Annotated in this window: 12 protein-coding genes and 1 tRNA gene; 11 read left to right on the top strand and 2 right to left on the bottom strand. The window is 60.1% G+C overall.

All coding sequences use genetic code 11. The features are described 5' to 3' along the window. Positions 1–10: 10 nt before the first annotated feature. Positions 11–87, bottom strand: a tRNA-Met gene (locus ACTQYB_RS04750). 863 nt (positions 88–950) lie between these two features. Between ACTQYB_RS04750 and ACTQYB_RS04745 the strand changes: the two genes are divergently transcribed. The 10 genes from ACTQYB_RS04745 to nucS all read left to right on the top strand — a co-directional run bounded on the left by ACTQYB_RS04745 (position 951) and on the right by nucS (position 10418). Beyond that, positions 951–2063 carry a homoserine O-succinyltransferase gene (locus ACTQYB_RS04745; RefSeq protein WP_441482038.1) on the top strand — a complete coding sequence of 371 codons (1113 nt, stop codon included), beginning with the start codon at positions 951–953 and terminating at the stop codon, positions 2061–2063. 292 nt (positions 2064–2355) lie between these two features. After that, positions 2356–3168, top strand: a complete 813-nt coding sequence (atpB, locus tag ACTQYB_RS04740) for a F0F1 ATP synthase subunit A (protein WP_026503189.1) — start codon at positions 2356–2358, stop codon at positions 3166–3168. A 221-nt stretch (positions 3169–3389) separates the two neighbouring features. Then, positions 3390–3620, top strand: coding sequence for an ATP synthase F0 subunit C (atpE, locus tag ACTQYB_RS04735; protein ID WP_026503188.1), 231 nt, complete (start codon positions 3390–3392; stop codon positions 3618–3620). A 60-nt stretch (positions 3621–3680) separates the two neighbouring features. Continuing rightward, positions 3681–4208 carry a F0F1 ATP synthase subunit B gene (locus tag ACTQYB_RS04730; protein ID WP_441482037.1) on the top strand — a complete coding sequence of 176 codons (528 nt, stop codon included), beginning with the start codon at positions 3681–3683 and terminating at the stop codon, positions 4206–4208. Between the two features lie 19 nt (positions 4209–4227). Further along, positions 4228–5055 carry a F0F1 ATP synthase subunit delta gene (locus tag ACTQYB_RS04725; RefSeq protein ID WP_029575746.1) on the top strand — a complete coding sequence of 276 codons (828 nt, stop codon included), beginning with the start codon at positions 4228–4230 and terminating at the stop codon, positions 5053–5055. A 78-nt stretch (positions 5056–5133) separates the two neighbouring features. Next, positions 5134–6762 carry a F0F1 ATP synthase subunit alpha gene (gene atpA, locus ACTQYB_RS04720; protein ID WP_044091545.1) on the top strand — a complete coding sequence of 543 codons (1629 nt, stop codon included), beginning with the start codon at positions 5134–5136 and terminating at the stop codon, positions 6760–6762. Between the two features lie 3 nt (positions 6763–6765). After that, entirely contained in the window at positions 6766–7686 is a 921-nt protein-coding gene (locus tag ACTQYB_RS04715) for a F0F1 ATP synthase subunit gamma (protein ID WP_015451076.1), read from the top strand. A gap of 8 nt (positions 7687–7694) precedes the next feature. Next, positions 7695–9179, top strand: coding sequence for a F0F1 ATP synthase subunit beta (gene atpD / locus ACTQYB_RS04710; RefSeq protein ID WP_015451075.1), 1485 nt, complete (start codon positions 7695–7697; stop codon positions 9177–9179). Next, positions 9179–9490 (top strand): F0F1 ATP synthase subunit epsilon, encoded by a 312-nt coding sequence (locus ACTQYB_RS04705; protein ID WP_029575750.1) that lies wholly within the window; start codon positions 9179–9181, stop codon positions 9488–9490. Before atpD ends, ACTQYB_RS04705 begins: the two co-directional genes overlap by 1 nt. 223 nt (positions 9491–9713) lie before the next feature. Then, entirely contained in the window at positions 9714–10418 is a 705-nt protein-coding gene (nucS, locus tag ACTQYB_RS04700) for an endonuclease NucS (protein WP_321046181.1), read from the top strand. Positions 10419–10560: 142 nt separating this feature from the next. On the opposite strand, the gene ACTQYB_RS04695 is transcribed toward nucS, so the two are convergent. After that, complete coding sequence (locus tag ACTQYB_RS04695; protein WP_441482036.1) at positions 10561–11559, bottom strand: FKBP-type peptidyl-prolyl cis-trans isomerase; 999 nt, start codon at positions 11557–11559, stop codon at positions 10561–10563. A 142-nt stretch (positions 11560–11701) separates the two neighbouring features. Here ACTQYB_RS04695 and ACTQYB_RS04690 point away from each other — a divergent pair, with 142 nt between their 5' ends. Next, on the top strand, positions 11702–13165 hold the full coding sequence (locus tag ACTQYB_RS04690; protein ID WP_441482035.1) for a hypothetical protein: 1464 nt from the start codon (positions 11702–11704) through the stop codon (positions 13163–13165).

The following is a 13165-nucleotide window of genomic DNA, read 5'->3' as shown; positions in this document are numbered from 1 at the left end:
TTCATTGATGTGGTAGCGGGGCATGGATTTGAACCATGGACCTCTGGGTTATGAGCCCAGCGAGCTACCGAGCTGCTCCACCCCGCGTCGGCTGCTTCAAGCAGCAGTCATCTACTTTATAGGACGATAGGGAATTGTCAAATCGGCGTGCCGTTCAGCCCACAGCGGATTGCGGGGAAGCTGCTGTGGCGGTGACGGTCGGGTATTTGCATGGTTGTCGGCTGGGTGGTTACCGGTTGCATGGTCGTGTGTTCGCGCGTTGGAGGCGTTGGTTGGCGTATGTCGTGGCATGCGTGGTCGGTTGGATGTTGGTGGTCTTGCGTTACTGCCGGCTGTGTTCGACGGGTTGTGTATGTCGTGGCATACGCAGGTGGCTGTATCCGGAGAGTTCCGGATGGTGACCGTGGGTCTGCCGCACGTTGCGTATGTATCGGCATGTGTATCGCCGCAGATGCCGGCTGGCTTGGGCTTTTTGCGGTGATGTTCCGCAGGTTGTGTGTGTCGTAAGATACGTGCCACGCGACTCACATGACTTGACATGGGCGGGTCGGCCATCCGCCATCGTGCAATGGTGCCAGTGTGAGGAGTGGCGTCGGCGTTGTGTGAGGATTGGCTCGCACAATGACCGATGCGGTGGTCAGGGCCGGTTAGCCGGGTGATCCTAGGGGTCGTTGTGTGAGGATTCGCTCACACGGTGGCGGGTTGGGTGGTTGGATTTGGCTGGTGTGCTTGCGTTGGGGGTCGTTATGTGAGGATGGGCTCGCACTCTGACCTGGGTACATGATCTGCCGCTGTGCAGTCAGCGGTCGTGCCTCGCCAGTCTCGTCCGCCAGTAACCGCACCTCGGCCCTACCGCACCTCGCCCACCCGCACCCCGCTCCAAACCCTGCCATCCGGTCACATTTCAGCCGACATCAAACACATATCAGGTCAACGGGGATAATGGAACCATGCCTATCAAGATTCCAAGCGGCCTGCCCGCACGTGCCATCCTCGACTCCGAGCGCATTTTCGCGCTGGAGAAACCTGAAGCTGAGCGCCAGCGTGTGCGCCCGCTGCGCCTGGTGATCTTGAATCTCATGCCGAAGAAAATCGAGACCGAAACCCAGCTGCTACGGCTGATTTCGAAGTCCCCGCTGCAGGTCGAGGTCGATTTCATGAAGACCTCAACCCACGAGTCCAAGCACGTCAGCGCCGACCATCTGGTCAAGTTCTACGAGAACCTTGATGCGTTCCGCGACAACTATTACGACGGCTTCGTCGTCACGGGTGCGCCGGTGGAACACCTGGAATTCGACCAGGTCGATTACTGGGACGAGTTCAAGGAGATTCTTGACTGGGCTGGTTCGCACGTGTTTTCGACGATGTACCTGTGCTGGGGCGCGATGGGCGCCCTGCACTACCGGTACGGCGTGTGCAAGCATCTGTTGCCGCAGAAGCTGTTCGGCGTCTATCCGCAGTATTTGCAGGACGAGTATTGCTTCTTGACCAACGGTTTCGACGAAATAGCGCTGCAACCGCATTCCCGGCTCGCCGGCGTGGACGAGGGCGATATCGCGGCGAATCCCGACCTCCAGGTGCTCACGTGGGGTCCGGAGTCCGGCCCCGGACTGATTGCGACGCGCGACTTCTCCGAGGTGTTCGCGCTCGGCCACTGGGAGTACGGCAAGATGACACTCGCCGAGGAATACGAGCGCGATATGGCCAAGGGTTTGACCAACGTGCCGTTCCCGGAGAACTATTTCCCGCACGATGACCCCAAGCTTGAGCCCTTGTTCAGCTGGCGCGCGCATGCGAACCTGCTGTGGCGCAACTGGCTGAACTGGGTCTACCAGACCACGCCGTACGACCTGCGTGAAGTCCCGCAATTGCGTGCGGAGAAGCGTTTGGGAACGGACCGTTCGATCCGTCATGCGCCGGGTGCGCCGCGGGGCGACGGGTACGCGCCGCTGGTCAAGGACGGTTATGGCCTGATTAGGGATGATTATGCTCAGGACGAACGCGTGCGTTCTGCGACATCGCCCGCTCCCGCCGGCCCGGTGGCCAATGGCGCCGATGCCTGACTGCTGACCTGTGCGCGCTGTCCGGATATCGGACAGCAACGTCCTGCGTAGCGTTCGGCAATTCGGGTCGTTTTATCTAAAAACGGTTCGAAATTGTGAAAGAATTGTTACCAAGCCGCAGGAAAACGTCGTACAATCTCCACGTAGCCGTTCGGAGTCGAAGGCAGGTGCCGGCCCCGTCGGCGCCCGACCTACTCGCCACGCCATGTGAGTTTGCGCCGAAATCTTCCGGTCACATTCGCTCAGGGCGTTGGGCTAAACTGACAGCTGTTACGAGAAGTAGGAGGCGTAGATGGTGTCACAAGTCAGCACGCAGCTCGTGCTTGCGGCCAAAGCGGGTCCTGAACTGCCTTCGGTCGACGATTTTCTTCCCGATCCGATTCTGTTCCAGGGCACGCCGTTCGCCATTAACCGCATCATTCTCATCCGAATCGTTGCCACTATCGTGCTGTTGCTGGTGATGTGCATCACGGCGAAGCGTGCCAAACTCGTTCCTGGCCGTTGGCAGGGACTGATTGAGACGCTGCTCGAATTCGTCCGCGACAACATCGTGTATCAGGTGATGGGCGAGGAGCGCGGACGCCGATATGTACCGATGATTACCACCCTGTTCTTCACGATTTTCGTGTTCAACTTGTGTGGCATCATTCCGGGCATGAACATGGCGGCGACCGCCACCGTGACCATGCCGCTGGTATTCGCACTATGGACGTTTGTCCAATACTGGATTGCCGCTTGCCGGGAGAAGGGTTTCCTTCAATATCTGCGCGGCGAGCTCATGCCTCCGGGGGTTCCGTTGCCGATTGATATCATTCTCGGCCCGATCAACCTGCTTGAGGCGCTGATTATTCGTCCGTTCTCGCTGACCGTCCGTCTGTTCGCCAATATGATCGCAGGCCACCTGCTGGTCGCGACCTGCTTGGCGTTCACACAGTTCTATCTCATCGAGGCGTCGAACTGGGCTGTCAAGCCTGTCGGCGTGCTGTGGTTGCTGGGCGGTTTCGCGTTCGTGTGCTTCGAGATGTTCGTCGCGGCGCTTCAGGCGTACGTGTTCTCGATCCTCTCGACGGTGTACATCAACCAGAGCTATCCGGAAGTCGAGTGATCGACATGCGTGGCGCGCCATACGTGTCACGTGACGGATCGCAGCGGTGCCAGATGCGACTGCCCATAGCGGCCGTGTCTGCCCGGCATCGTGATGAACGATGCGCCATAATTGAATGAAGCGAATGCACCGGTGTTGTAGAGCACCGGGCAAGACACAACCTTCGGCCCCGCGACGCGGAGCCGTATACCATGTCACATTTCGGTAAGAAAGGACAACACATGGATATCATCACTCTCGCCGAGGTCGCCGGCAACATCAGCGTTCTGGGCTATGGCGTCGCCGCCATCGGCCCTGGCATCGGCATGGGCATCCTGGTCGGCAAGGCTTTGGAGAGCACCGCTCGTCAGCCTGAGGTCGCCGGCCGTATCCAGACCCTGATGTTCATCGGTCTGGCTCTGATCGAGCTGCTCGGCCTGCTGGGCTTCGTCGCATTCGTCATGACCATGTGATTCGGCCTGATAGGACGAATCACCATCAAGTAGAAACCCGAGCAGGAAAGGAGAACACCCATGCCACTGGCAGAGAAAAACGGTATTGCACTGTTTTTGCCTGAAACGTATGACATCGTGTGGTCATTGGTCATTCTCGTTGTCATCGCGGTCTGCTTCTACAAGTACATCATGCCGAAGTTCCAAGCTGTCTTCGACGCCCGTGCGGCCAAGATCGAAGGTCGTATGGAACAGGCCGAGAAAGCGCAGAAAGACGCTGACGAGGCCAAGAAGAAGTATGAGGATCAGCTCAGTCAGGCGCGTGTCGAGGCATCCAAGATCCGCGACGACGCCCGTGCCGAAGCATCCCATATCATCGCCGATGCGCGTTCGCGCGCTGAATCCGATGCAGCCCAGATCACTGAAAACGCCCAGCGTTCGATCGAATCCCAGCAAAAGCAGGCTCTGGTGAGCTTGAAGGGTGAGGTTGGCACGCTGGCTACGGCTCTGGCAGGCAAGATTCTCGGATCCGAGTTGAGCTCGAGCGCCGCCCAGACGCAGATGCTCGACAAGATGATCGACGAGATGGATGCAGACAGCAACAAGTAAGCGAAGGAAGTGAGATTACATGCGAGGAGAGGCATCACGCATCGCAGACCGCGTCTCGCGTGACTCGCTGGCGCCGAAACTCAAGGCGACCGGTGAGGATGCCTGGCGCGTAGGCAACGAGCTGTTCGCCGTCACCGATCTGCTCGACCACAATGTCCAGGTCGAACGGGCGCTGACCGACCCCGCACGTCCCGCTGCCGACAAGACCACCATGGTGCACACGCTGCTTGAAGGCAAAGCGCATCCGATGACCGTTGAGATCCTTGACGATCTGGTGCAGCGCCGCTGGAGCAAGCCGCATGATATCGCGAACGCGGTCGAGGATTTCGGCGTGGACGCGATGATGTACTACGCGGATGCGACCGGAACCACCATGAAGGTGTCCGTCGAGCTGGCCGAGCTCCATTCGGCCTTGCTCAACATGCCGGTGGTCCGCACCCGCCTGTACGACGAGCATTCCTCGGCTGAGGCGCGCGTCGCATTGCTGCACAACGTGTTGTCCGGCAATGAGATCAGCAAAGTCACCATGCGCCTTGCCGAGCATGCCACAGCTAATCCGCGTCACCGTCGTTACCTTGCCACCATCCAGTGGCTGATCAACAAGCTGTCACGGCATATGGGCGAATCGATGGTCACCGTGACCACCGCAGCTCCGCTGTCTGGCGAGCAGATTGACCGGCTGACCAAGATTTACACCAAGCGCACCGGCCATGCCGTGCACATCAACTCGGTTGTAGATCCGACGGTGTTGGGCGGTATGCGCGTGCAAATCGGCCACGAGGTCAACGACAATACGGTGATCGCCCAGCTGAACAAGCTCAAGCGCAGCGTGCAGGTCACCGCCTGAACAGGCGTGTGACACAGACGAGTCAGTACGCGTGCAAACGCGAAAGACTTACATGAACAAGAACAATAAGGAGTGATCATGGCAGAACTTACCATTGATCCCGCCGCGGTACGCAAGGCTCTCGACGATTTCGTCGAGTCCTACAAGCCGTCTGACAACCCGACTCAGGAGGTCGGCTATGTCGCGACTTGCGGTGACGGCATTGCGCATGTGACGGGACTGCCTGGTTGCATGGCCAATGAGCTGCTGACCTTCGAGGACGGCACGCTTGGTCTGGCGTTCAACCTTGACGCCCGCGAGATCGGTGTGGTCATCCTCGGTGACTTCGCCGGCATCGAGGAGGGCCAGGAAGTCCGCCGAACCGGCGAAGTGCTGTCCGTGCCGGTCGGTGACGGATACCTCGGCCGTGTAGTCAACCCGCTGGGCCAGCCAATCGACGGCCTCGGCGAGATCAAGAGCGAAGGCCGTCGTATTCTCGAGGCGCAGGCCCCCGACGTGATGCATCGTCATCCGGTCGATGAGCCGTTGTCCACCGGCCTCAAGGCCATCGATGCGATGACCCCGATCGGTCGCGGCCAGCGCCAGCTGATCATTGGCGACCGCCAGACCGGCAAGACCGCCATCGCGATCGATACCATCATTAACCAGAAGGACAACTGGAAGTCCGGGGATCCGAAGAAGCAGGTGCGCTGCATCTACGTGGCTGTCGGCCAGAAGGGTTCCACCATCGCCTCCGTGCGTCAGAGCCTCGAAGAGGCCGGCGCTATGGAGTACACGACGATTGTGGCTTCCCCGGCATCGGATTCCGCAGGCTTCAAGTACATCGCCCCGTACACCGGTTCGGCGATTGGCCAGCACTGGATGTATCACGGCAAGCACGTGCTCATCGTGTTTGATGATCTGTCCAAGCAGGCTGAAGCCTACCGAGCGATTTCGCTGCTGCTTCGCCGCCCGCCGGGGCGCGAGGCGTACCCGGGCGATGTGTTCTACCTGCACTCCCGTCTGCTGGAACGTTGCGCCAAGCTGTCCGACGATTTGGGCGGCGGCTCGATGACCGGTCTGCCGATCGTCGAAACCAAGGCGAACGACGTGTCTGCGTATATTCCGACCAACGTGATTTCCATTACGGATGGCCAGATCTTCCTGCAGTCCGACCTGTTCAACGCAGGCCAGCGCCCGGCCGTCGACGTCGGCATTTCGGTGTCCCGCGTCGGTGGTGCGGCCCAGACCAAGGCGTTGAAGAAGGTTTCCGGCACGCTGAAGATCTCGCTCGCGCAGTACAAGTCGCTTGAATCCTTCGCGATGTTCGCCTCCGATCTGGATGCCGCATCCAAGGCGCAGCTGACCCGTGGCGCTCGTCTGACCGAGCTGCTCAAGCAGCCGCAGATGTCCCCGTACTCGATGGAGCAGGAAGTCGTCTCGATTTGGGCCGGCACGCATGGCAAGCTCGACGATCTCGAGCTCGCGGACGTGCTGCCGTTCGAAAAGGGCATGCTCGACTATGTCGCCCACAACACGGACATCCTCACGACGATTCGTGACACCGGCGATTTCACCGCCGACACGGAGAAGGCCCTAGAACAGGCCATCGAAGATTTCCGTGCCACGTATGTGACGAAGGCCGGCAAGCCGCTTATCGAGAAGAAGCCCGTTGCCAAGACCGACACCCCGGTCGAGCAGGAAAAGATCGTCGCAGGGGAGAAGTGACCCATGGGCTCGCAACTCGCATTGAAATCAAGAATCGCCTCAACCCAGTCGTTGGAGAAGATCTTCAACGCCCAGGAGATGATCGCGTCCTCGCACATCGCGAGGGCGCGTGAGGTGGCGCTGAACGCCAAGCCTTACAGCGATGCGATTTTCGATGCCGTGCAAGCGTTGGCGGAGCACACCCATATCGACCATCCAATCGTGAAGTCCGACGAGAAGAACCCGCGCGTCGCCGTGCTGGCTCTGACGTCGGACCGCGGTATGGCCGGTGCGTACACCTCGTCGATCATCAAGGAAACGGAATCCCTGCTCGCCCGCCTTATGGACAAGGGCAAGGAGCCGCAGCTGTATGTGTACGGTCGCCGCGGCGTCACCTACTACAAGTACCGCAACCGCAAGGTGGCGGCCTCGTGGGAGGGCGACAGCGATAAGCCGGGTGTGGAAGTCGCCGAGTCGATTTCCAAGACCCTGCTGGACGCGTACATGTTGCCTGCGGACAAGGGCGGCGTCTCCGAACTGTATATCGTGTTCACCGAATTCGTGAACATGGTCGTGCAGAAGGTTCGCGTCCTGCGCATGCTGCCGGTCGAAGTCGTGCCGGAAGCAAGGCAGGACTCCGGTCCGATTCCCGAGTCCACCGCGGCTCAGGCGACCCCGCTGTACACCTTCGAACCGAGTCTGGAAAAGGTGCTCAACGCGATCATGCCGAAGTACATCCAGTCACGCATCCATGAGTGCCTGCTGACTTCGGCCGCATCGGAGACGGCATCCCGCCAGAACGCCATGCACACGGCAACGGACAACGCACGCAACCTTGTCGACGAGCTGACGCGCAAGCTCAACGCCTCGCGCCAGGCATCGATCACCCAAGAACTTACCGAAATCATCGGCAGCGCCGACGCGCTGAACAAAGAGGAAGAGTAGGAACGCATATGGCTGAGAACCAGACCACAGCGGCTTCCGAAACCGACGTCGAAGCGACGAACGTCGGACGCGTGACGCGCGTCCAGGGCTCCGTCATCGACGTCGAGTTCCCGGTAGGCCACCTGCCCGACATCTACAACGCCTTGACCGTGAAGCTCAACAGTGTGGGCAACACCGAGGGCGAGACGCTTCACCAGATCACCATGGAGGTCGAACAGCACCTCGGTGATTCCACCGTGCGCGCGGTCGCGCTCAAGCCTACCGACGGCTTGGTGCGTGGCGCCGAAGTGACCGATACCGGCGGCCCGATTGAGGTTCCTGTCGGCGATGTCACCAAGGGGCACGTGTTCGATGTCTCGGGCAACATCCTCAACAAGAAGCCTGACGAGCATATCGAGGTCAAGGAACGCTGGCCCATCCACCGCAATCCGCCGGCATTCGACCAACTGGAGTCCAAGACCCAGATGTTCGAAACCGGCATCAAGGTCATCGATTTGCTGACCCCGTACGTGCAGGGCGGCAAGATCGGCCTGTTCGGCGGCGCAGGCGTCGGCAAGACGGTCCTGATCCAGGAAATGATTCAGCGCGTGGCCCAGAACCACGGCGGTGTGTCCGTGTTCGCCGGCGTAGGCGAGCGTACCCGTGAAGGCAACGACCTGATCGGCGAAATGGCGGAGGCAGGCGTGCTCAGCAAGACCGCGCTGGTCTTCGGCCAGATGGATGAGCCCCCGGGGACTCGTCTGCGTGTCCCGCTGACCGCACTGACCATGGCTGAGTACTTCCGCGACGTGCAGAACCAGGATGTGTTGCTGTTCATCGACAACATCTTCCGCTTCACCCAGGCCGGTTCCGAGGTTTCCACGCTGCTGGGCCGCATGCCTTCCGCAGTGGGTTACCAGCCGAACCTCGCCGACGAGATGGGCGCGCTCCAGGAGCGCATCACCTCGACCCGCGGCCACTCGATCACTTCGCTGCAGGCCATTTACGTGCCTGCGGATGATTACACCGATCCGGCCCCGGCAACGACCTTCGCCCACTTGGACGCAACGACCGAGCTTTCGCGTGATATCGCGGCCAAGGGCATCTACCCGGCTGTCGATCCGCTGGCTTCCACGTCGCGAATCCTCGACCCGCGCTATGTCGGCCAGGCACACTACGAGTGCGCCAACCGCGTCAAGGCGATTCTGCAGCGTAACAAGGAGCTGCAGGACATCATCGCCCTGATTGGTATCGACGAGCTCGGCGAAGAGGACAAGACCATCGTCAACCGCGCCCGCAAGATCGAGCAGTTCCTCGGCCAGAACTTCTACGTGGCTGAGAAGTTCACCGGTCGCCCGGGCTCCTACGTGCCGGCCGACGAGACTATCGAGGCCTTCACCCGCATCTGCGACGGCGTGTATGACGACGTCCCGGAGCAGGCGTTCTCCGGCATCGGCGGCATCGACGACCTCGAGAAGAAGTGGCACGACATGCAGAAGGAATACGGCGACTGATGGCGGGCGCGACCATGCAGGTGAACATCGTCGCGGCGGACCGCCCATTGTGGTCCGGCACGGCGAAGTCCGTCACCATCCCCGCCTCCGAGGGCGGGATGGGTATCCTGCCTAACCACGAGCCGGTGCTGACCGTCATCAAGGACGGCACGATCGCGGTGGTGGACCCTGATGGTGTAAGGCATTCCTTCGATGTCACCGACGGATTCATTTCCTTCGATTCGAACAAACTCACCGTTGCGGTTGAGCGCGGACATGACGTGGTCCAGACTTCCGGTTCCGCAGTCGTAGGCGACGGACAGGAAGCCTGATTAGGCTTCGTTTCGGCTTCGGGCCGGCCTTGTCACATTGGTGACGGGCCGGCCTTTTGCTTGTTGTGGACTGGGGTGTGTGGACTGGGGTTGTTGAGGATGTTGGGGTTGTTGGGGTTGCGTGGATTTGGAGTGCCGAGTGCCGCTGTCGGGGCGCGGAATCGTCACCTGGACTGACCGGGTTTGCGGCTGTGACGGCGGTGGTGCTGTTAGGCTATCGGATGTGAGAATCATTGTTGCGGATTGCAGTGCACAGTATTCGGGCCGGCTCAACGCGTCACTCCCGTTGGCCAAGCGCGTGCTGCTGGTGAAAGCGGATAACAGCGTCCTGATATTTTCAGAACTCGGATCGTACAAACCGTTGAATTGGATGGCAGCCCCGTGCACGATTCGACAGATTGACCCGCCGGACGCCGACGATGACCCTGATACGCCAGTTCCTGAGCGGGTGTTGCGCGTATGCGCCGAGAAAAGCGATGACGTGCTGGAAATCACCTTGCAGCATGTCTACGCTGACGATACCTACGATTTGGGTGAGGATCCGGGACTGGTCAAAGATGGCGTCGAGGACCATCTACAGCGGTATCTTGCCGAGCAGATCGAGCGGATCGGCGAAGGCGCCAAACTGGTCAGACGAGAGTATCCGACAGCGATCGGCCCGGTCGATATCATGGCGGTCGACGGCGATGGTACGCATGTGGCGATTGAAATCAAACGGCACGGTGGAATCGACGGAGTTGAGCAGCTGACTCGGTATTGCAAGCTGCTTAACCGTGATCCGCTCATCGCGCCCGTCCGCGGTATTTTCGCCGCGCAGACCATCACCCCGCAGGCCAGGACACTCGCCCATGAGCGTGGATTCGAGTGCATGATTCTGGATTATGACGATATGAAGGGCCAGGAGGACGGGACGTTGCGCCTCTTCTAAGCCCCCCCAATACACAAACTGGTTACGCTAAGCGCGCGCTTAGCGTAACCAGTTTGTGTATTGGAGGGTGGCGGTGACGCAAAATGGTGTCACCGCCACCGACCCCGCGGATTGCGGACAATCGCCGGGAATCCACCGACAATCAGTAGGCGTAGAGGATATCGACCACGAAATACAGCGTGGAATTGGCCGGGATGGTCACCTTTCCGGTGGTGCTGTCCGTCTGGTCAGTCGATCCGTAGCCCTGATCCGGTGGAATGACCAGCAGCACCTGCGAACCGATGCTCTGCCCGGTCAAGCCGTTCTTCCATCCGGTGATGACTTGGGAGAGCGAGAACTGCGCGGATGACCCGCGGCTCCAAGAGGAATCGAACTGGTGAAGCGTGCCGTTGCTGTCCGCGTACCAGCCAGAATACTGGGCATCCACGGTCTGAGTGGCTTTCACCGCGGCTCCATCGCCCTTGATCAGGGTCTGGGCGACCAGTTTGCCATCAGGCTTATACCCGTTGAGATCGAGCGACGGCTTGCCGTTGCTGGCGAGCGTAACCTTCGGCAAGTTAGCTGGAATGTCTGTGACGGCTTTGCCTTCCGCACGGGTCAGGGCCTTCGCGCGGGAGATGATGGTCAGCACCATGAGATACGACGTGCCGGACGAGTTCTGGTCATTGACGCCGAACGCGATGGTCGTGTTGACTTTCTGCCCTTTGAGAATATCGTAATAGGCGGTGTTCGTGGAGGATTTGTTCACGACGATCGAGCAGTCAGGCGTGTTCTTCTCCCACGTGCTCATGATCTGCGAGCCGTTCTTGGCGTTGAGCGCGATGCCCTGGGCGCACAGACGGTCGCCTTCTTTGATCGTCGCGCCGTTGCCCTGCTGAAGCACGGCGTAGGTGTTGTCCTGGACGGTCATGGGGGTGTGGAATTTCACGGTCGGCTTCTTGCCAGGATCGCCGGTCGCCGTGACTCCGGCGATTTTGTTGAGTTTTGTGCTTGAGTCGCTGGAACTTGTGGACGCCGATGAAGACGCTGAAGACGAGGAGTTGCCTGAACCGCATGCCGCGATGCCAAGGCACATGACGGCGGCGCACAGCGCGGTAACAAGGCTTGCGGCGGCGTGATGAAGTCTGGGGGAAATACGCATAATCACCACACTAGCGGCCGACCATGATATCGCTGGGCGCTTCGCTGCCTGCCGCAACCTGTGGACGGTCTGTGCGACGGTAGGGTGGAGGTATCGCGCGGAACCCGGTGAAGTGAGGTGGTGCCTGTAGAATAGTGGCGTTATGACGAAGACACATGAATCACACGAAGAGCATGCCGTATTCGAGCGGCCGTCTCATCATGCCAGAATCATGCGTGGCATCGTCGCACCGGTGTTCGGTCTACTCGCCGTCGCATGTGTGGTGTTCGGCGCGCTGAACGCAACGATTTGGCGTCCGTCAAGCGAGATCGCGGCATCGGCAAAAGTTTCCGGCAGATACGCGATGACGGATCCGGGCGTCCTGTCCATGGTTGCAGAACGCTCCACATTGGTTGTCCATGCCACCTCGTCGAAAACGCGTGTGTGCATCGCATTGTCCACACGAAAAGATGCCGCCGGATGGCTGGCTGGGAGCAAATACACGCGCATCACCGGCATGTCGGACTGGCAGACCCTGACCACGTCCACACAGAAAGCCTCGGGAAGTTCCGCCGCGCAGGACTCGGCGGTCGAATTCGAATCATCGGATATGTGGCGGTCGGTCAAATGCGGCACAGGCAATGTTTCCCTGACATCGCGCGCAACATCTTCAGACGTCATCGCGCTGATCGACACCGGCTCGAATTCCGCCCGCACCTCGGTGACTGTCCATTGGGTGCGTGCGAAGCTTCCCGATTTCGCGACACCGTTCTACTTCATCGCCGCTCTGCTCGCGTTGATGACCGTCCTGTCCGCATCCGTATTCGCGATGCCAGACACCAAGCGCCGCAAAGTTCCCGGTGAACCCAAGCCGAAAGACCCTGATGAAATCAGCTTCTCGGAGGCGCTCGCGGGGAGCTTGAGCACAATCAAACGTATGTTTGCACCTCGTAAGAGCACTAAGCCCAGGAAGCGCCATGCCCCGGGGGCGTCGGTGCAATCCGCCGTCGAATCCTCAGACCAAGAGGGGCATCAGGCAACGGACGCCTCGCCGGCTGAGGGGAGCGGGCAGGCTGCTGCCGAACCGGTGGTGGTCGATCCGGTGTCGCGCAATCTTGTGGCGGACATGCAACAGCGGATCCAACCGACTCAGACGGAGTCCGCGCCCGTCGCCTTCCAGCCGCATCAGCATTCGCGCCACGCAATGCATGACGGACAGCCGCAGCCGGTGCAGGAGCAGTCCCAAGCGGCGCATTCGTATGCTTCGTTGCATAATGACACTGTCTGGTATCCGGATGAGGACATCGATTTCGGCAGCGCTGGGCAATTTGGCCGCAACGCATCGTTCTCACAGCCGGGGGCGGAGGAACCGCAAGCATCCGCGGCGTCGCAACAGGACGGGGCAGAGAATCATGCCGCCGACGGTACTGCACCGGAGACGGACGAATCTCATCCGGCAGCACTCCGGCATGCACGTACCCATGCTCCGGCACCGGTGAACGCCGAAGCCACATCGGTCATCGATCCGAAGGAATTGCAGGCGTATTTCGCACGGTGGGCGTCGCAGCAGGAGGAAACGGATGGGGATTCCGGCGACGACGATAATGACGAAGAATCCAAGGAGTAG

This window comes from Bifidobacterium sp. LCP19S3_E9, from assembly GCF_052121135.1.
Lineage (GTDB): Bacteria > Actinomycetota > Actinomycetes > Actinomycetales > Bifidobacteriaceae > Bifidobacterium > Bifidobacterium thermacidophilum.
Note: the sequence above shows the minus strand (reverse complement) of the source record. Positions and strands in the feature narration are given on the sequence as shown.

Coding starts and splice junctions, on each gene's coding strand:
- ACTQYB_RS04695 (WP_441482036.1), bottom strand. CDS start 11,559: ATGCGTATTTCCCCCAGACTTCATCACGCCGCCGCAAGCCTTGTTACC.
- atpE (WP_026503188.1), top strand. CDS start 3,390: ATGGATATCATCACTCTCGCCGAGGTCGCCGGCAACATCAGCGTTCTG.
- ACTQYB_RS04730 (WP_441482037.1), top strand. CDS start 3,681: ATGCCACTGGCAGAGAAAAACGGTATTGCACTGTTTTTGCCTGAAACG.
- ACTQYB_RS04745 (WP_441482038.1), top strand. CDS start 951: ATGCCTATCAAGATTCCAAGCGGCCTGCCCGCACGTGCCATCCTCGAC.
- atpA (WP_044091545.1), top strand. CDS start 5,134: ATGGCAGAACTTACCATTGATCCCGCCGCGGTACGCAAGGCTCTCGAC.
- atpD (WP_015451075.1), top strand. CDS start 7,695: ATGGCTGAGAACCAGACCACAGCGGCTTCCGAAACCGACGTCGAAGCG.
- atpB (WP_026503189.1), top strand. CDS start 2,356: ATGGTGTCACAAGTCAGCACGCAGCTCGTGCTTGCGGCCAAAGCGGGT.
- ACTQYB_RS04690 (WP_441482035.1), top strand. CDS start 11,702: ATGACGAAGACACATGAATCACACGAAGAGCATGCCGTATTCGAGCGG.
- ACTQYB_RS04715 (WP_015451076.1), top strand. CDS start 6,766: ATGGGCTCGCAACTCGCATTGAAATCAAGAATCGCCTCAACCCAGTCG.
- ACTQYB_RS04705 (WP_029575750.1), top strand. CDS start 9,179: ATGGCGGGCGCGACCATGCAGGTGAACATCGTCGCGGCGGACCGCCCA.
- ACTQYB_RS04725 (WP_029575746.1), top strand. CDS start 4,228: ATGCGAGGAGAGGCATCACGCATCGCAGACCGCGTCTCGCGTGACTCG.